At 61.3% G+C, this 18,942-nt stretch carries 13 protein-coding genes; 3 read left to right on the top strand and 10 right to left on the bottom strand.

Features of this window, described 5'->3' with window-relative positions; translation table 11 throughout:
* Positions 1–75: 75 nt before the first annotated feature.
* On the top strand, positions 76–948 hold the full coding sequence (locus tag AC07VV_RS20510) for an undecaprenyl-diphosphate phosphatase (protein WP_495037312.1): 873 nt from the start codon (positions 76–78) through the stop codon (positions 946–948).
* Between the two features lie 67 nt (positions 949–1,015).
* Here the strand turns inward: AC07VV_RS20510 and AC07VV_RS20505 are convergent, their stop codons facing one another.
* The 3 genes from AC07VV_RS20505 to AC07VV_RS20495 all read right to left on the bottom strand — a co-directional run bounded on the left by AC07VV_RS20505 (position 1,016) and on the right by AC07VV_RS20495 (position 5,500).
* Entirely contained in the window at positions 1,016–2,224 is a 1,209-nt protein-coding gene (locus tag AC07VV_RS20505) for an MFS transporter (RefSeq protein ID WP_495037311.1), read from the bottom strand.
* Between the two features lie 172 nt (positions 2,225–2,396).
* Complete coding sequence (gene cysS, locus AC07VV_RS20500; RefSeq protein WP_114884053.1) at positions 2,397–3,779, bottom strand: cysteine--tRNA ligase; 1,383 nt, start codon at positions 3,777–3,779, stop codon at positions 2,397–2,399.
* Between the two features lie 20 nt (positions 3,780–3,799).
* Positions 3,800–5,500 carry a glutamine--tRNA ligase/YqeY domain fusion protein gene (locus AC07VV_RS20495; RefSeq protein ID WP_096822284.1) on the bottom strand — a complete coding sequence of 567 codons (1,701 nt, stop codon included), beginning with the start codon at positions 5,498–5,500 and terminating at the stop codon, positions 3,800–3,802.
* A gap of 252 nt (positions 5,501–5,752) precedes the next feature.
* On the opposite strand from AC07VV_RS20495, the gene AC07VV_RS20490 reads away from it, so the two are divergent.
* Positions 5,753–6,259 carry a peptidylprolyl isomerase gene (locus AC07VV_RS20490; RefSeq protein WP_096822285.1) on the top strand — a complete coding sequence of 169 codons (507 nt, stop codon included), beginning with the start codon at positions 5,753–5,755 and terminating at the stop codon, positions 6,257–6,259.
* On the top strand, positions 6,256–7,011 hold the full coding sequence (lpxH, locus tag AC07VV_RS20485) for a UDP-2,3-diacylglucosamine diphosphatase (protein ID WP_495037310.1): 756 nt from the start codon (positions 6,256–6,258) through the stop codon (positions 7,009–7,011). The genes AC07VV_RS20490 and lpxH overlap by 4 nt, the downstream gene beginning before the upstream one ends.
* Before the next feature lie 120 nt (positions 7,012–7,131).
* Here the strand turns inward: lpxH and AC07VV_RS20480 are convergent, their stop codons facing one another.
* The 7 genes from AC07VV_RS20480 to AC07VV_RS20450 all read right to left on the bottom strand — a co-directional run bounded on the left by AC07VV_RS20480 (position 7,132) and on the right by AC07VV_RS20450 (position 18,897).
* The gene (locus AC07VV_RS20480) at positions 7,132–8,661 is read right to left on the bottom strand and encodes a DHA2 family efflux MFS transporter permease subunit (RefSeq protein WP_495037309.1); all 1,530 of its coding nucleotides are present in this window, start codon (positions 8,659–8,661) and stop codon (positions 7,132–7,134) included.
* A gap of 81 nt (positions 8,662–8,742) precedes the next feature.
* Entirely contained in the window at positions 8,743–9,945 is a 1,203-nt protein-coding gene (locus AC07VV_RS20475) for an HlyD family secretion protein (RefSeq protein WP_493155840.1), read from the bottom strand.
* Between the two features lie 15 nt (positions 9,946–9,960).
* Entirely contained in the window at positions 9,961–11,430 is a 1,470-nt protein-coding gene (locus AC07VV_RS20470) for an efflux transporter outer membrane subunit (RefSeq protein ID WP_495037308.1), read from the bottom strand.
* The gene (locus AC07VV_RS20465) at positions 11,420–11,902 is read right to left on the bottom strand and encodes a MarR family winged helix-turn-helix transcriptional regulator (protein WP_096822290.1); all 483 of its coding nucleotides are present in this window, start codon (positions 11,900–11,902) and stop codon (positions 11,420–11,422) included. Before AC07VV_RS20465 ends, AC07VV_RS20470 begins: the two co-directional genes overlap by 11 nt.
* A 155-nt stretch (positions 11,903–12,057) precedes the next feature.
* Entirely contained in the window at positions 12,058–13,380 is a 1,323-nt protein-coding gene (locus AC07VV_RS20460) for a hypothetical protein (protein ID WP_495037307.1), read from the bottom strand.
* A 118-nt stretch (positions 13,381–13,498) separates the two neighbouring features.
* The gene (locus tag AC07VV_RS20455) at positions 13,499–17,173 is read right to left on the bottom strand and encodes a translocation/assembly module TamB domain-containing protein (protein WP_495037306.1); all 3,675 of its coding nucleotides are present in this window, start codon (positions 17,171–17,173) and stop codon (positions 13,499–13,501) included.
* A complete protein-coding gene (locus tag AC07VV_RS20450; protein ID WP_495037305.1) occupies positions 17,170–18,897 on the bottom strand; it encodes an autotransporter assembly complex protein TamA in 1,728 nt (575 codons plus the stop codon). The genes AC07VV_RS20455 and AC07VV_RS20450 overlap by 4 nt, the downstream gene beginning before the upstream one ends.
* Positions 18,898–18,942: the final 45 nt, after the last annotated feature.

Below are 18,942 nucleotides of genomic sequence, written 5' to 3'. Positions count from 1 at the left end.
GAAATGTTTCAGCTTATCGCTGCATACCTTTGATCCAGACACCTCCCTCCTCCTGCCCCTCACAGGACAAGCTCTTTGACCAACATCTGCACCACCGGCCTTGATACCGGCTTTGCCTCTCTCGATTACCTGCAAATCGGCATCCTCGGCATCATTCAAGGCATCACCGAGTTATTGCCCGTTTCCTCCACCGCCCACATGCGCATCGTCCCGGCCCTGCTTGGCTGGCCGGATCCCGGTTCTGCCTTTTCCGCCGCCATGCAGATGGCTGCACTGGCGGCAGTCATCAGTTACTTCTGGCGTGACGTGAGCCAGGTGGTCACCGGCAGTGTCGAGGCTGTGCGGCAGCGCGATTTCAACAATCAGTGGTTCATCCTGGCGGTGGCTATCGTACTGGCGACCATTCCCATCGGCATCGCGGGCCTGGCCTTGTCCTCGACGCTCAACGCCTGCAACTCGCCGTTGCGCGGTTTGATGGTGATCGGGATTTCCTGCGTGGTGATGGCGGTGTTGCTGGCCATCGCCGAGCTCACGTGCCGCCATCGCCGCACCGTTGGCGAAATGCGTTTACGTGATGCGCTGATCGTTGGCATTGCGCAAATCGGTGCGCTGATTCCTGGGGTTTCGCGCTCCGGGTCGACGCTGACGGCGGCGTTGTTCCTCAATTTCAAACGTGAAGAAGCCGCGCGCTTCTCCTTCCTGCTCGGGCTGCCGGCCATCGCGCTGGCGGGTTTGAAGGAGTTGTGGGTGCTGTTCCATGCGCAACTGCCGGCGCAAGCCTGGGCGCATCTGATTTTCGGTCTGGTGGTTGCCAGTATCTCGGCGTTCTTCGCGATCTGGGGCCTGATGCGCTTTCTGGAGAAGTTCTCCACCTGGCCATTCGTGATTTACCGCGCAGTGCTCGGGATTTTCCTGATCGTTGCGGTCAGCACCGGGCTGTTGAGCTAAGGCCCGCCACAAAAAACAAAACCCGCCTGGTGCGGGTTTTGTTTTTTGTACCTTCGTACAACACACGTTACCGGCAGGTCGGTTCAGCACTCGTGGTTGATACGGCACCCAATGTTCGCAACCCGAGCAGCACCACGATCAGCATCGCCAGCCCCGCGAAAATGGCGACGCCGAAACCGGCCCGAGCGCCATAAGCATCAATGATCAGCCCCGAGAGCAAGCCACCCAGAGCGACGCCGATGCTGATGCCGGTGGTCATCCATGTCAGCCCTTCGGTGATCCTCGACGGCGGGATGATGATCGTCCCCAGCTTCATGACCACGACCATCGTTGGCGCAAACGATATGCCGGCGATAAACAGCATCGCCGAGAGGACATAAACGTCCGGTGCAAACAAAGGCAATACGCCCGTGATTGCCGTGACCAATATCCCGATAAAGAACTGCTTTTCTATCGGCAGGGAAACCCTCAAGGCACCGAACGTCAGGCCCGCCACTAGCGAACCGAACGCATAGGCGGCGAGGATGAAGGTCGCAGAGGCAGGCCAGCCTTGCGCATTGGCAAAGGCGACAACAGCGACATCGATCGAGCCCCCGATTGCGCCCATCGCCAACAGCGCCAGCACGATGGTGGGAACGCCGGGAATCAGCAGGGTCGACCCCGTATGCCGCGTATGGCCCACAACAACCTTGGGTTCGGTCTGACGCTGCAGGAGAAACGCCGTCACCCCGACGGCCAGCAGCCCGACCGCGACAAGCGGCCCGGCTTCGGCAAACAAGCTCACGCTCAAACCGATCGCCAAGGGTGGGCCGACGATGTAAGCGAGTTCAGTCAGCACCGTATCCAGAGAGAACGCCGTGTGCAGCTGCGGCTTGCCCCGGAACAATTGCGTCCAGCGTGCCCTGATCATTGACGGCATGCTCGGCATGGTGCCCGCCAATGCAGCCAGAACAAAAAACAATGCCGCCGGCGCCCTCATGTAGACGGCGAAGATCAGGGCCAGCAACATGCCGATGCTGAAAGTCGTCACGACAGGCAGCACACGGCTTTGGCCACGCTGATCGACGAGTTTCGAGATGTACGGGCCGATCAGTGCATTGGCGAGGGTAAACGTACCGGCGACAGCACCGGCCAGCCAGTAGACACCGGTTTGCTCCACCAGCATGGTAATGATGCCAATGCCGATCATCGCCTGCGGCAATCGTGCAATAGAGCTCGCGAGCACCAACCCCGTTGCGCCGGGGGTTGTCAGGAGTTCGCGATAGTGGTTTGCCATGATGTCTCCATTCCATAAACGTCGCCGACCAGCATCCCGCTGCAAGGGCTGCAGCCCATGTTGGCCGCGTCAGACATCAAGACCTACGCGCAGAGCAAAAGCAACCACCGCCTGAACAGCAGAAAAACAAAAACCCGCACAAGGCGGGTTTTGTTTGTAGCAATTACAGCGATCAGTCAGCCAGACGCCAGGTCGTGCCGCCCTTGCCGTCTTCCAGCACCACGCCCATGGCGGTGAGCTGGTCGCGGATGCGGTCGGATTCGGCCCAGTCTTTACCGGCCCGAGCCGCCAGACGTGCAGCGATCAGCGCGTCGACTTCAGCCGCATCCACGCGCCCTTCGGCGCCGGCCTGCAGGAAGTCATCGGCTTCGAGCTGCAACACACCCAGCACGCTGGCCAGTTCTTTCAGGCGCGCCGCCAGACCGGCCGCCGCATCGAGATCGCTCTCGCGCAGACGGTTGATCTCACGCACCATCTCGAACAGCACCGCGCAGGCTTCCGGCGTGCCGAAGTCGTCGTTCATCACCGTGGTGAAACGCTCGACGAACGCTTCGCCGCCAGCCGGAGCAACGCTCGGCAGGCCTTTCAACGCGTGGTAGAAACGCTCCAGTGCGCCCTTGGCGTCCTTGAGGTTGTCTTCCGAGTAGTTGATCGCGCTGCGGTAGTGGCTCGACACCAGCAGGTAACGCACGACTTCCGGGTGGTACTTGTCGAGCACGTCGCGAATGGTGAAGAAGTTGTTCAAGGACTTGGACATCTTCTCGCCATTGATACGGATCATGCCGCAATGCATCCACGCGTTGGCGTAGGTCTTGCCGGTGGCCGCTTCGCTCTGGGCGATTTCGTTTTCGTGGTGCGGGAACTCGAGATCGCTGCCGCCGCCATGAATGTCGAAGGTCTCGCCCAGGCAGCAGGTGGACATCACCGAGCACTCGATGTGCCAGCCCGGACGCCCGGCGCCCCACGGCGATTCCCAGCTCGGCTCGCCCGGCTTGACGCCTTTCCACAGCACGAAGTCCAGCGGATCTTCCTTCGCTTCGTCGACCTCGATCCGCGCACCGATGCGCAGGTCTTCGATCTTCTTGCGCGAGAGCTTGCCATAGCCCATGAACTTGCCGACGCGGTAGTACACGTCGCCATTGCCCGGGGCGTAGGCGTAACCCTTGTCGATCAGGGTCTGGATCATCGCGTGCATGCCAGGGATGTGATCCGTGGCGCGCGGCTCCATGTCCGGCTTCTTGATGTTCAGGCGCGCTTCGTCTTCGTGCATCGCCGCGATCATGCGCTCGGTCAAAGCTTCGAACGACTCGCCGTTCTCGTTGGCCCGGTTGATGATCTTGTCGTCGATGTCGGTGATGTTGCGCACGTAGGTCAGGTCATAACCGCTGAACCGCAACCAGCGGGTCACCAGGTCGAACGCGACCATGCTGCGGCCATGGCCCAGGTGGCAGTAGTCGTACACGGTCATCCCGCAGACGTACATGCGCACCTTGTTGCCATCCAGCGGCTTGAAGACTTCTTTGCTCTTGGTGAGCGTGTTGTAGATCGAAAGCACGATGGTTCCTTAAGACTTGATCACTGGCCCCACGAATCACGCAGGGTCACGGTACGGTTGAATACCGGCTGACCTGGTTTCGAGTCCTTGATATCCGCGACGAAGTAGCCTTCGCGCTCGAACTGAAAACGGTCTTCCGGCTGTGCGTTGCCCAGCGAAGGCTCGGCACGACAACCGGTCAGCACTTGCAGTGAATCAGGGTTGATGTTGTCCAGGAAACTCGCGCTGTCCTCGGCCTTCTCCGGGTTCGGAGAACGGAACAGGCGATCGTACAGACGCACTTCGCACTCGATGCTGGCAGCGGCCGGCACCCAGTGGATCACGCCCTTGACCTTGCGGCCTTCAGGGTTCTTGCCCAGGGTGTCCGGATCGTACGAGCAACGCAGTTCGACGATGTTGCCGTCGGCGTCCTTGATCGCTTCGTCGGCACGGATCACGTAGCTGCCGCGCAGACGCACTTCGCCGTTCGGCTCCAGACGCTTGTAGCCCTTTGGCGGCTCTTCCATGAAGTCATCGCGGTCGATGTAGATTTCACGGGCGAACGGCAGCTTGCGCACGCCGAGTTCTTCTTTCTGCGGATGACGCGGCAGTTCGAGGTTGTCGACCTGGTCTTCCGGGTAGTTGGTGATCACGACTTTCAACGGACGCAGCACGCACATGGCACGCGGGGCGTTTGCGTCCAGGTCCTGACGGATGCTGAATTCGAGCATGCCGAAGTCGACCACACCGTCGGAACGGTTGGTGCCGATCATGTCGCAGAAGCTGCGGATCGACGCCGGGGTGTAGCCACGGCGGCGGAAGCCCGACAGCGTCGACATGCGCGGATCGTCCCAGCCGTTGACGTGCTTTTCATCGACCAGTTGCTTGAGCTTGCGCTTGCTGGTGATGGTGTAGTTCAGGTTCAGACGGCTGAATTCGTACTGACGCGGGTGCGCCGGCACTGGCAGTGCGTCGAGGAACCACTCGTACAGCGGACGATGGCTTTCGAACTCCAGGGTGCAGATCGAGTGGGTGATGCCTTCGATGGCGTCCGACTGACCGTGGGTGAAGTCGTAGTTCGGGTAGATGCACCACTTGTCACCGGTCTGATGGTGATGAGCGTGGCGGATGCGGTACATGATCGGGTCGCGCAGGTTCATGTTCGGCGAGGCCATGTCGATCTTGGCGCGCAGTACGCGGGCACCGTCCGGGAACTCACCGGCGCGCATGCGGGCGAACCAGTCCAGGTTCTCTTCCACCGAACGGTCGCGGAACGGGCTGTTCTTGCCCGGCTCGGTCAGGCTGCCGCGGTATTCCTTGGCCTGTTCAGGCGTCAGGTCGTCGACGTAGGCCTTGCCGGCCTTGATCAGTTCAACGGCCCAGTCGTGCAACTGGTCGAAGTATTGCGAGGCGTAGCGCACTTCGCCGGACCATTCGAAGCCCAGCCATTTGACGTCGCTTTCGATCGCGTCGATGTATTCCTGGTCTTCCTTGGCCGGGTTGGTGTCGTCGAAACGCAGGTGCGTGACGCCGCCGAACTCCTGGGCCAGGCCGAAGTTCACGCAGATCGACTTGGCGTGGCCGATGTGCAGGTAGCCGTTGGGCTCAGGCGGAAAACGGGTAACGATCTGCGTGTGCTTGCCCGAGTCCAGGTCTGCCTGGATGATCGGCCGCAGGAAGTTGACCGGCACGGCAGGGCCGGACTTGGCATTCGAGGTAGGGTCGACAGTGGGCTTGCTCATTAGGATCCTTGACTTACATGTGCGCGGCCGCAAAGAGGGGCCAGACAAAACAAAGCCGCTATCATAGCCGATGCTGTCAAGGGGCTGACAGAGCAGGCCTTATAAAGGAGCGCATTTAATCGCAGGGATTTGAAAAACAGCCTCGAAATTCGCGCCTGTCACGCTAAACTGCGCACCTTGGCCGAAGCAGGCTGAACCGGTTGCGGGGCCTGAGGCTCCAAAACCACGAATTCCTTATAAAGAGTACTGACCATGACTCAAGTCAAACTGACCACCAACCACGGTGACATCGTCATCGAACTGAACGCTGAAAAAGCCCCGATCACCGTGGCCAACTTCATCGAGTACGTCAAAGCCGGTCACTACGAAAACACCGTTTTCCACCGTGTCATCGGTAACTTCATGATCCAGGGCGGCGGTTTCGAGCCAGGCATGAAGGAAAAGAAAGACAAGCGTCCAAGCATCCAGAACGAAGCCGACAACGGTCTTTCCAACGACAAGTACACCATCGCCATGGCCCGCACCATGGAGCCGCATTCGGCCTCCGCGCAGTTCTTCATCAACGTGGCCGATAACAGCTTCCTGAACCACAGCGGCAAGAACGTTCAAGGCTGGGGCTACGCGGTGTTCGGTAAAGTGACCGCCGGTACTGATGTTGTCGACAGCATCAAGAAAGTCTCGACCGGTTCCAAAGCTGGCCACCAGGACGTACCAAGCGACGACGTGATCATCGAGAAAGCCGAGATCATCGAAGCGTGATATTGCTGATTTCAGACTTGCATCTGGAAGAGGAGCGCCCGGACATTACCCGGGCGTTTCTGGATTTGCTCGTCGGACGCGCCCGCTCGGCGAGTGCGCTGTACATTCTGGGCGACTTTTTCGAGGCGTGGATTGGCGACGATGCCATGACACCCTTCCAGCGCTCCATCTGCCAGGCCCTGCGCGAACTCAGCGACAGCGGCACGGCCATTTTTCTGATGCACGGCAATCGCGACTTCATGCTCGGCAAGGCCTTCTGCAAACAGGCCGGCTGTACGCTGTTGAAGGATCCAAGTGTCGTGCAGTTTTACGGCGAGCCGGTGCTGCTGATGCACGGCGACAGCCTGTGCACCCGCGACGAAGCCTATATGAAGCTGCGCCGCTACCTGCGCAATCCGCTGAGCCTGTTCATCCTGCGCAACCTGCCCTTGCGCACCCGCCACAAACTGGCGCGCAAGCTGCGCAGTGAAAGCCGGGCGCAAACGCGGATGAAGGCTAACGACATCGTCGATGTCACGCCGGAGGAAATTCCGCGGATCATGCAGGAATACGGGGTGAAAACCCTGATTCACGGGCATACCCACCGACCGGCCATCCACAAGTTGCAGATCGGCGATCAAGCGGCGAAACGGATTGTGCTGGGGGATTGGGATCGACAGGGCTGGGCGTTACAGGTGGATGAGAACGGGTTTGCGTTGGCGCCGTTTGATTTTGCACCGCCGCCTTCACTGCCCGCCCCTGCCACCGTTTGATGATCGTTCCCACGCTCTGCGTGGGAATGCCTCAATGGACGCTCCGCGTCCGCTTCGGCATGGGACGCGGAGCGTCCCGGGCTGCATTCCCACGCAGAGCGTGGGAACGATCTCGCCGACTCAGTGACCGCTGGCGGCAGGGCCTGCTTTTGCGGCAAACGGCGGCTTAGCCAGCCACACAATCAGAATCAACCCCATGAACCCCCACCCCAGCAGCGTGAAGTAATCCACGGTGGAGAGCATGTACGCCTGACTAGTCAGCACATGATCAAGCTGCGCATACGCCGGATTACCCGCCCCACCCAGATTGTTCAGTGCTTCACGGGTCGCCGGCTCATAAGTGCTGATGCTCTCACTCATGTACGCATGATGCTGATCCGCCCGGCGAATCCAGATCCACGTAGTCAAGGACGCCGCAAAGCTGCCGCCCAATGTCCGCAGGAATGTCGCCAGACCGGCGCCGTCGGCAATCTGGCTCGGCGGCAGGTCCGACATCAGGATGCTCAGGGTCGGCATGAAGAACAGCGCCACGCCGATACCCATGAACAACTGCACCAAGGCGATGTGCTGGAAGTCCACCTCGTTGGTGAACCCGGCACGCATGAAGCAGCTCAGGCCGATCGCCAGGAACGCCAGCCCGGCCAACAGTCGCAGGTCGAACTTGTGCGCGTACTTGCCGACAAACGGTGACAACACCACCGGCAGAATACCGATCGGCGCCACCGCCAGACCGGCCCAGGTCGCGGTGTAGCCCATCTGGGTCTGCAACCATTGCGGCAGGATCAGGTTGATGCCGAAGAACCCGGCGTAACCCAACACCAGCACCAGTGTGCCGATGCGGAAGTTGCGGTGGGCGAACAGACGCAGATTGACCACCGGATGCTGGTCGGTCATTTCCCAGATCACGAACACCGCCAGGGCAATCACCGAAATGGCCGCGCCGATGATGATGAAGTTCGATTCGAACCAGTCCAGGTCGTTGCCCTTATCGAGGATCACCTGCAAGGCACCCACGCCGATGATCAGCGTGATCAGCCCGACGTAGTCCATCGGTTGACGGCTGGTGACCACGGGGCGTTTCGCCAATTGCGAACGCACCACCATCACCGCGAACACGCCAATCGGCACGTTGATGAAGAAGATCCACGGCCAGCTGTAACTGTCAGTGATCCAGCCGCCGAGAATCGGACCGGCAATCGGCGCCACTACCGTGACCATCGCCAGTAACGCCAGGGCCATGCCGCGCCTGGCGGGTGGATACACCGCGATCAGCAGCGTCTGGGTCATCGGATAAAGCGGCCCGGCCACCAGCCCTTGCAGGACACGGAAGCCAATCAGTTCGGGCATCGAGGTGGAAATACCGCAGAGAAACGAGGCCAGCACGAACAGCATGGTGGCCCAGAGAAACAGCTTCACCTCGCCGAAACGCCGGCTCAGCCAGCCGGTAAGCGGCAGCGCGATGGCGTTGCTCACGGCAAACGAGGTGATGACCCAGGTGCCCTGCTCCGAACTCACGCCGAGGTTGCCGGAAATGGTCGGCAGCGCCACGTTGGCGATGGTGGTGTCGAGCACTTGCATGAAGGTCGCCAGCGACAGGCCGATGGTGCTGAGCAACAGGCTGGGCGGCGAAAAAGAGGCGTTATTGCTCATCGCGAATCCTTTGGAGCCGAATTTTTTGGAGCGGGGACGGGCGCCGCGCCCGTTACGGGGCGCGGCGAAGGGATTGGCGAATCAGCGTTGCGCGGTCTTGCTGACCGCAGCGCTGTTGTCGTGGATCAGTTGGGCGATCATCGCGTCGGCTTCACCCAGTTGGCGGTCGTAGACGCTGGTGCTGAACGAGGCCTGTTGCGGCGGCTGCTGGGCCAGTACCGGGCCGCTCTGGTCGTGCAGGTTGACCTCGACATTGGTCGACAGACCGACGCGCAGCGGGTGCTTGGCCAGTTCTTCGGCATTGACGTGAATCCGCACCGGTACACGTTGCACGATCTTGATCCAGTTACCGGTGGCGTTCTGCGCCGGCAACAGTGCGAAGGCGCTGCCGGTGCCCGCACCGAGGCTGTCGACGGTGCCGCTGAATTTCACGTCGCTACCGTAGATGTCGGATTCAATGTCCACCGGCTGGCCGATGCGCATGTCACGCAGCTGGGTTTCCTTGAAGTTGGCGTCGATCCACAGCTGATCCAGCGGAATCACTGCCATCAGCGCGGTGCCCGGCTGCACGCGCTGGCCGAGTTGCACGGTGCGTTTGGCAACGTAACCGGTAACCGGCGCGATCAGGGTGCTGCGAGCGTTGGTCAGGTAGGCCTGACGCAGATCGGCCGCGGCCGACATCACGTCCGGATGCGACGAGACCACAGTGTCATCGACCAGCGCGCTGGTGGTTTTCAGTTGCTGCTGAGCGTTGGCCAGGGCGTTTTGCGCCGAGGTCAGGTCGTCGCGAGCGTGGGACAGCTCTTCCTGGGAAATCGCGCCGCCAGCGGCGAGGTTTTTCCGGCGATTGAAGTTGTCCTGGGCTTTCTGCACGTTAGCCTGTTGCGCATTGACCTGGGCTTTCATGCCGTCAACGTTGCTGTACAGACCGCGAACCTGACGCACGGTACGCGCCAGTTTGGCCTGGGCACTTTGCAGACCGACTTCGGCGTCGTTCGGGTCGAAATTGACCAGCACCTGACCTTCGTGAACCAGATCGCCATCGTCGGCGCCGATGCTGACCACGGTGCCGGTGACCAGCGGGGTGATTTCCACGACGTTGCCGTTGACGTAGGCGTCATCGGTGCTTTCGTTCCAGCGCCCGACGAATTCGTGATACGCCCAGACGCCGGCACCGGCGAGGGCAACCACAACGGCCAGCACCACCAGCATCACTTTGCGTTTGCGCGGATTGCCGGTGTCGGGGGTGTTGTCTTGAGCTTGAGTGTTTTCGGCAGTGGCCATGACAAATACCTTGAATTAGTTGTGCGTGGTGGCTGGGCTGGCGTTGGCAGTGGTCAGGGTTTGCCCCTGAAAGCCGCCACCCAGCGCTTGCATCAGTTGAATCGACAGGTCGATCTGCTCGGCATTCAGGTTGGCCAGCTGACGCTGGGCCTGCAGCAATTGCTGCTCGATGCTGAGCACGTCCAGGTAGTTGCCGATGCCGGAACCGTAACGCTGGACCACGGTGTTGTAAGAATCCTGGGCAATGTCGGTCGCGTGCTGCTGGGCGCCGATCTGCCGGCCGATGTCACGCAACTGATTGATCGTGTCGCTGACATCGCCCAAGGCTTTCACCAGGCTTTTGTTGTACTGCGCCACGGCCAGGTCGTAGTCGGCGTCGCGTGCATCGAGGTTGGCGCGCAAGCGTCCACCGTCGAAGATCGGCAGCGAAATGGTCGGGGCGATGTTGAAGAAACGGCTGGCGGACCCGAACATCGCGTCACCCAATAACGATTCGGCACCGGCGGACGCCGTAAGGTTCAGGTTGGGATAGAAGCGGGTCTTGGCCGAGTCGATGTCCTTGCTCGCGGCCTCGACACGCCAGCGTGCGGCGACCAGATCCGGGCGACGGCCCAGCAGTTCCGCCGGCAGAACAGACGGCAGCGCTACGGCGCTGGCCTGCAGGACTTTCGGTCGGGCGATTTCGTTGCCGCGATCCGGGCCTTTGCCGAGCAATACGGCCAGGGCGATTTTCGCGCTGTTCAGGCGCTTTTCGGCGTCGATCAGGCTGGCTTCTGAGCTGGCTTCCAGGCTTTGGGTCTGCTGGAACTGGTACTGACTGTCGATCCCGGAACTCAGGCGACGCTGGCTCAGGTCGAGCATCTGCTTGGTGCGCTTGAGATCTTCGGTCGCCAGGTCATAAACGATGTGCGCCTGCCCCAGATCGCTGTAGGCCCGGGCCACGTCGGCGGCCAGGGTCAATTGCGCGGCCTGACGGTCGACTTCAGCGGCGCGGGCCTGGCCAAGTGCGGCTTCCCAGGCGTCACGCTGACCGCCCCAGAGGTCGAAGTTGTAATTGAAGCCGGCGCTGATATTGCGCGTAGTGGCGTAGGCATCGCCCTGCCCTCGCGGATCCTGATCCTTGGCCAGGCGCGAGCGCGTAATGCCGGCGCTGGCGTCGAGGGTCGGGTAACGCTCGGCATCGGCGGCATACGCGGCGGCGCTGGCCTGATGGGCGCGGGCGTCGGCGATCTGCATGTCCGGGCTGTCGTGCAGGGCTTCGCGAATCAGACCGTCAAGCTGCGAATCGCCGAGGCTGGTCCACCAGTCGCTCTTCGGCCAAGCGGCCTGGGACAGAGTGACGCCATTGAGCGATTGCCCGGTCTTCAGGGTTTTCGCGTCGAGGCTGGCGCCTTGGGTATCGAGGCCACTGTAGTTGGCGCAACCGGCGAGGATCATCGCCGACAACACCAGTGTCAGGCTGCTGCGCAAGGTTTTACCGCTCATTGTGTTCACCTAACCGCTGGATGGTGATCGGGTCACCGGCCGCCAGCAAAATTTTCTTGAGGATGTATTCCAGGGTTTTCAACTCGTCCGGGGTCACGGCGCCGGCCAGTTCGTTCATGGCGTCGGCACCGATGTGCGGCAGGCGATCGGCCAGTTGCTGGCCTTGTTCGGTGAGTTTCAGTTGCACCTGACGGCGATCGCCTTCGCTGCGTTGGCGAATCAGGAAACCTTTCTGCTCCAGGCGGTCGAGCATTCGGGTCATCGAACCGCTGTCCAGCGACAGGTGCCGGCACAGCTCGGCCGGGGTATCGACGCCGAACTGAGCCATGATGATCAACACCTTGAACTGCGCGGCAGTGATGCCGTGGGGTTCCATGTGGGTGTCGATGATCTTGTCCTTGAGCAAGGCCGCACGGCCGAGCAACAGGCCGAGATGGCAATGCTTGAATTCGTCGGGGGTGAAATGCTTCATGTGCTCACCTAATAACTGCCTAGGCAGTGAATGTATGTCGAGATATTACTGCCTAGGCAGCGAATGTCAACGTAATAGTTAGGTTGCTTTGTAATTGGCGGATAAATGGCTGGGCTAGCGTGGCTGAACAAGGGCGCATTGCGCGCGGATCACGCTCAGGATTTGTCAGAGGGATGATTCATCGATGGCGGGTGAAGGGGATGGACTTCCCGCCCACGCAAAGCAGTTGCCGCATAACCACAGGCGCGTTTGGCTACCGCATAAATGCTGTGCCAGCCCGGCGGCGTCGGCTCGATGGCGGCATGCAGCGCCCACACATAATCGAGCAGCAACCCCGGCGTCCAGGCCATGGCCTCGGCGCGCTTGCGCACCTGTGCCGCGACCCAGAATTCAGGACTGATGATGACCCGGGCAAAATCCAGCATGCTCGAATGGCCCCGGTTCATCGCGCCTTCCAGCGCCGCTTCCAGGCTATGCGCGACGGCACTCGAACAGTTGCGGCTGGTGAGGTTGTAGGTGGTGTTCTGCCGATAATCCGCCCAGAACGCATGAAGCCGTGCGGCATCGTAATGCACGAAACTGACCTGAACCGACGACGGGCACCAGTCGGCCACTTCGCTCGCGTAGTCCGGCAGAAACCGCCCGGCCACGTCATTGTTCGGCGTGGCCCGCAGCAACCGCACGAAATCCCCCGCCGAACGATCGATGTCGTCCAGCGGGTAATGGCTGATGTAGAGGTCCGGCCCACACTCCAGTGCCGCGTGGCCGGCGGAGATGACGCCGTTGATGTCGACTGCGGCGATATAACGGTTGAGCAGCCGGTTGCGCACCAGGGTGTCGTCAACGGTGCCGCTGGGGGTCCAGACATGGATGACCAACGCGTCACCGTAGGTCGGTTTGCACACCGGGGACGGCGTCACCGGCGTATGCCCGTTCTTGAACCGCAATGCCTGCTGCAACAAGGCACAACCCGAGAGAAAGATGCTCATGCCAATGCAGAACGGCACTGTCCCCTTGTAAAGCGTCGGGTACGGTTCGAGGAGGAACAACGCGAAGCCAATCTCGAACAGCGCCACCAGCAGTGACACCTGCCAACCGACAAAGCGCACCACCACCGCAGCCGCCAGGCGAAAACCGCCGTCGAGCAGGAAAGCCACACCGAACAGCACCGCGAGAATCACCCCGGCGACATGTTGCCGGTCGACGATCAGCAGCCCCAGCAGCAGAAAAGCCAGGCCCCGCGCCCTGCGCAAAACCGCCGCGGTGCCAGCTTGCGGGGCCGGCACCAGCAGAATGATCAGGGCTTCGAGCAACAACAGATAGCCGAACACATGCAGCGGGAAATACAGAACGCCGTCCAGCGCATCGATGAAAATGGCCACGCCGGCCGCGCCCCAGACAACGCCGGTCAGCGCCAGTGCTGACCAGCGCCGGCGGACAAAGTCGTTACCGAGCAAGACCATACTCAAACGGACCATAGGCGCCCCCGGGGCGTTTCGGGCAGCCGCACTTTGCAGCCATCAAGCTGAGATCAGTCTAATACATCAAAAAAGAGCCGGATCGTGGTGACACGAACCGGCTCTGTAGGAATGCGGTCTAGAAGTCCCGCTTGTAGAAGATATCCAGCGAACTGGCCACGCCGCTGGCGGCTTCCAGGTAGACCTTTTTGCTCAGCTTGTAGCGCAAGGCGATGGTGTTGGCCGGTTCGAACACGCCGACGCCGTAACGCAAGCTGAGCTTCTCGGAGATATTGCCGCTGGCCACCACGCTGGTGGTGTTGCCGCTGCCCTGGGTGTCGAGCTGGAAATCCTGAATCCCCAGGTCCTTGGCCAGACCGCTGGTGACCCCGGAACTGCCCATCAGGCCCAGACCGAGCGCCGCTTGCGCGAGCATGTTGTTGTCCTCGCCGGTGGTACTCAGCGGGCGCCCCAGCACCAGATAGGACAACGCCTGCTCCTGGCTCATCGCCGGCTCGGAGAAGATCTGCGTGGTCGGCTGCTCGGCGCTGCCGCTCAGGCGAATACCGGCGATCACGTCGTCGGTCTGGCGGATCGCTTCGATGTCCAGATACGGCTGATCGATCGGCCCGGCAAACAGCAGACGCGCGCGGCGCACTGTCAGGCGCTGGCCGTAGGCGCGGTATTTACCGTCGTTGAGCCACAGCTCGCCACGGGTGTCCAGGTTGTCGCCGATGTGCACATGACCTTGCAGGTTGGCGGTCAGGCCGAATCCGGCAAAGCTCAGCTTGTCCTCACCGACCACCACGTCGATGTCCATCTTCATGGCCAGCGGCGGTTTGCCCTCTTCGGTCTGCGCGCCAACGATGATCGTGTCATCGGAGACTTTCACCGTCGATGGCGGCAATTCGCGCACGGTGATTTCGCCTCTGGGCACCAGCACCTTGCCGGCAATCGCCAGCTCATCGCCAGCCATGGAAATCTTCAAGTCCGGCGCCACTTCAAGCTTGGCGTAGGGCTCGACGGTGACCGGCAATTGTGTGCCCTTGAGCGCCAGATCCACCACCAGCGCCTGACCCCAGGCGACGTTGCCGCTGAGGCTGCCCTGCCCGGCCTTGCCGCTTTTCCAGCCGCCGTTCAATTGCACGGTTTCCCCGGCGATCACCGCTTGCAGTTGCAGTGCCTGCAATTCCAGCGGCAGTTCCGGGCCGGACACTTCGCCGTCACTGAGTTGCACAGTGCCGTTGACCAGCGGCGCAAGCAATCCGCCGGAAATCGTGCCGCTGCCGTTCAGGCGTCCGGTGAGTTTCTCGACCATCGGCACAAACGGCCGCGCCACCGACAGGTCCAGCCCGCTGAGGCGGAACGAGCCATTCAGCGGTTTGTTCTTCGGCAGCGGATTGAGCTGCGCCTGCACCATCAGTTCACCGAGCTTGCCGCCGACGAAGTTGAGGTCGGTGTCGATGCGTTTCGGCGTGAGTTTGCTGGTGAGCTTGAGGGTCTGGTACGGGAAGTCCAGCCACTGATCCTTTTCCTTCATGCGCAAGGTGCCGCCGCTGGCATCGACGCTGATCTGGCCGTTCGGACCGCTGGCCGGCAGGTCCAGTTGCAGGTCGGCATTGAGCTTGCCCTGCCAGGCGAAATCCTTGGGCAGCCACTGCGCCAGGCTTTCGATCGGGAACTGCTTGAGGTGGTAACGCAGCTTCGGCTCCGGCATCAACCGCTGGTCTTCGCCGCACAGGCTGGCATTGCCGGACATCCAGCAATGGGCGCCGAAGTTGATCTTGCCGTCGGCCAGACGTTCGAGTTTGGCCGGGTTTTGCAGCTTCCAGTCCTGACCGCCGGCCTGAATGTCGCCGCTGGCCAGACGCCCGCGCCAGTTGCCTTTGTCCAGATTGCCGTCCAGGCCCAGCGCGAGTTTCAGCTTCGGTCCGAGCAGGTCGAGAGTGAGCTTCTGATTTTTGATATCGCCCTGAGCGCTGGCGGTCAGGGTGCCCAGCGACGTGTCGCCGGCCTGAATGCCGCTGCCCTTGAGATCGATTTTCGCCCGTTGCGCGCTGTCGAGCGTGGCGTCGAGGTTGAGGCTTTGCAGGCGATTGTCCTGGAACACCAGTTGCGAGCCTTGCAAATCGAGCTTGCCTTGCGGTGCTTTCAACGTGCCGGCGACATCGACCCGACCGTTGATCTGCCCGCGCAGCTGCGGCCAGAGCTGGGCCAGACGCGGCAGCTTGATGTCGATCTGCCCGGTGAGCTTCTGTTGCAGGCTGCCCTTGCCATTGATGCTGTTGTCGCCGAGGCGGATTTGCAGGGCATTCAGATTCCACTGCTCGCCCGCGCCGTCAGCCTTGGCTTGCAGCACCGCCGGTTGCCCACGCAGTTTGCCTTTGAGGTCGAGGTCAGCGTTGAGGCTCAGGCGCTCGTTCTTCATTTCGCCTGTGCTTTTCAATGGCCCCGCCAATGTGCCCGGCAATTCCGCCATCCAGTACGCCGGGTTGAGCGCGGACAGTTCCAGCGCCGTATCCCACGCAACACCGTCGGCGAACTGCACGTTCACATGCCCTTCGGCCTTGCCCTGCCCCGCTTCGAGTTTGAATTGCGGCAGGAAGATCTGCTTGAGGTTGCCGCTGAACGGACTGCTCAGGCTGAACGCCCCCGCCGGGCCATCCAGCGCGGCGGCGAAATTGCCGAGGTATTGGCCGTCGGTGTAGGAGACTTCGCCGTTGAACGTGCGCAGAGCGACTTGCGGCTCGTCGATCTCGGAATAGAGCCGATGCCACGGAAAATCCTGCCAGTTGATGTTGGCCTGGGCGCTGAGGCCTTTGCTCCAGTCGACATTACCGGTGAGTTTGAGGCTTTGTTTGTCATTGGCCGTCAGGTCGAGGCCGGCAATCTGTGCGCCCTTGGCGTCGACCTTGCCCTTGAGCAGCAGCGCCACCGGGCCTTTATCGGCAGGCAGCGTCGCATTGCCGAGCAATTGGTAACCATTTTTCAGGTCGCCTTCGCCGGTCAATACCAGTTGATTGAGTTGCAGGGTGTCCGGCAGGTCGGCGCTCGGTTTGAACGCCTCCGAAGTGATACGCACCTTGGCCGGCAGGTTTTCTGCCAGCGGTTGCAACTCGCCGCTCAACTGGCCGTCGAGGTAGCCACGGCTGTCGGCGTGCAGATTCAGGGTCTTGAGCAGATCGCCGTCGACTTTGAGTGCCAGCGTCCATGGGCCGGTGCCCGGAGACGGCAGGGTCAGATCGCCGGCGATGTTCAGCGGCCAGTTGCCGGTGGGTTGCAACAGGCCGGAGAGGTTCAGGCTCAGGTCGTCACGTTGCAGTTTAACGCTGTCGATCTGCAGGCCTTTGGCGGTCCAGTGCGCCGCGAGTTGCAGGCCTTTGAGCTGTTCGCTGCCGTTGAACAACAGGCTGCCGACTTGCACGTCGCCCAGTTCGATGGCCACGGGCAATTGCAGATCCGGCAACTTGATCGGGCCGCTGTCGCTGGTTTCTTCGCCGGGCGGGAATTGCAGGCTGACCTGATCGGCCTTGAGCTGTTCGATGCACAGCGTCATGCGTGTCAGGCACAGCGGCGACCATTCGAAGATCGGCTTGCTCAGCTCGACGCGGCTGCCGTCCTGCTGCCAGAGCAAATGATCGGCGCTCCACCGCCCTCCCAGGCGACCCTGAAAGTTGTCGACACTCAAACCCGGAACCAGCCCCAGCACCCAACGGCTGCCGGCCTGCGTTCCGAGCACAGCGGTAACGCTCAATACAATCAGCAGCACCAGCGACAACAGCGCCAACGCCGAAATTTTCAAACCACGCTTCACAGCTCAGGCCCCATGGAAAAGTGCAGCCGGATGCCGCCATCGTCGTCCAGCGCGTGGGCCAGGTCGAGGCGGATCGGCCCCACCGGCGAAACCCAGCGCACACCGATACCGACCCCGGTCTTGAGGTTCGGCAGTTCGAGTTTGTTGAAGGAGTTGCCCTGGTCGACGAAGGTCGCGATCCGCCATTTTTCAGCGATCGAGTATTGGTACTCGACGCTGCCGGCAATCATGTAGCGCCCGCCGATGCGGTCGCCCTCGGCGTTTTCCGGGGACAGGCTCTGATAGTCGTAACCGCGCACGCTCTGATCGCCACCGGCGAAGAAGCGCAGCGACGGCGGCACCGATTTGTAACCGTTGGTGGCGCTGCCGCCGACCTGCACCCGACCGAGGAAACGGTGATTGTCGAATACCGTGGTCAGGCCTTTGATCAATGCGGTGCCATATAAGAGGTTGGTGTCCGAAGCCAGACCTTCCTTGGCCACCTTGGATTCAAACGTCAGGCGATAACCATTGTGCGGGTCGATGCGGTTGTCGCTCTTGAGGTAGGAATAGCTGACGCCGGGCATCAACAGGTTGCTGAGACCGGAGTCGTCGCCCAGTTGATATTCCTCACGCTGCCATTTCAGCGAAATCACCCGCTGCCAGCCACTGGGCAATTTGCTGTGCCACTCAGGGCCGAAGGTCAGCAGTTTGCTCAGGGTGTCGGAGCCGTCGATATTTTCGTACTGATAACCACCGGCCCAGCGCAGTTTGTCGGTCAGCGGCGGGTCCAGCGGAATGTCATAGAACAGGCCGACGTTCTGCCGTGGCGCCGAGAGTTCGGCTTCCCAGCCGTAGCTGTCGCCTTGCGGGTTGACCCAATGGCGGGTCCAGTTGGCCTTGATTCGCGGGCCGACGTCGGTGGAATAACCGAGGCCGAGGCCCATGGTGCGCGGCTTGCGAGTTTCGAGTTTGACGTCCACCGGGATCACATCGTTTTTCGCGGCGGTCGGTGCGGCATCGACCCGCACGCCTTCGAAATAACCGCTCGATTGCAGGTCACGATTGAGTTCGGCGATCAGCTCGGAGTCATACGGTTCGCCGGCCTTGAACGGCACCATGCGTTGCAGCAGGTCTTCGTCGAACGGCGTATCGCCTTCGAAACTGACTTTGCCCAGCGCATAACGCGGGCCGCTTTCGTAGATCAATTCAACATCGGCGACCCCGGCGCGGGGATCGACCATCAATTTCTGGCTGGTGAAACGACCGCTGAAGAAGCCGTAGCGCGAGGCCTGATTCTGGATCAAGCGCTTGGCGTCCTCATAGCGACCATGGTTGAGCACGGCGCCGGGCTTGAGCACGTCGCTTTTCGGTACGCGAAAGGCTTTGAGGGCGGCAGCGGGTCCGTCGACCCGCACGGTGACATTGCGCAGGCGAATCGGCTCGCCGGGATCGATGTTCAGCACCAGGCGCGGTTTTTCGCCGCCCTTCACGTCACTCTCGATGTGCGGCTGGTAGTAGCCCAAGGCCTGGGCGGCCTTGCGCGCCTGCTCTTCGGCGCCGCGACTGAAGCGCTGCAAGGCTTCTTCGTCACGATCGCCGAGGCTGCCGATATAGCCTTCTATATTGGCCTTGAGTTCATCGTTGGACGGTTTGATCCGCACATCCAATTCACTTTGCGCCAGCGCTGCGCAGCTGGTTAACAGCATGAGCACGCCACTGGTAAATCTTCCTGGAAAGTTCATAGGCGCGGATGCTATCACGGGCTTGGGAGCGTGATAGAACAGGAA

This window comes from Pseudomonas sp. GW821-FHT02C04, from assembly GCF_059421845.1.
This window is presented reverse-complemented; position numbering and strand designations above follow the sequence as displayed.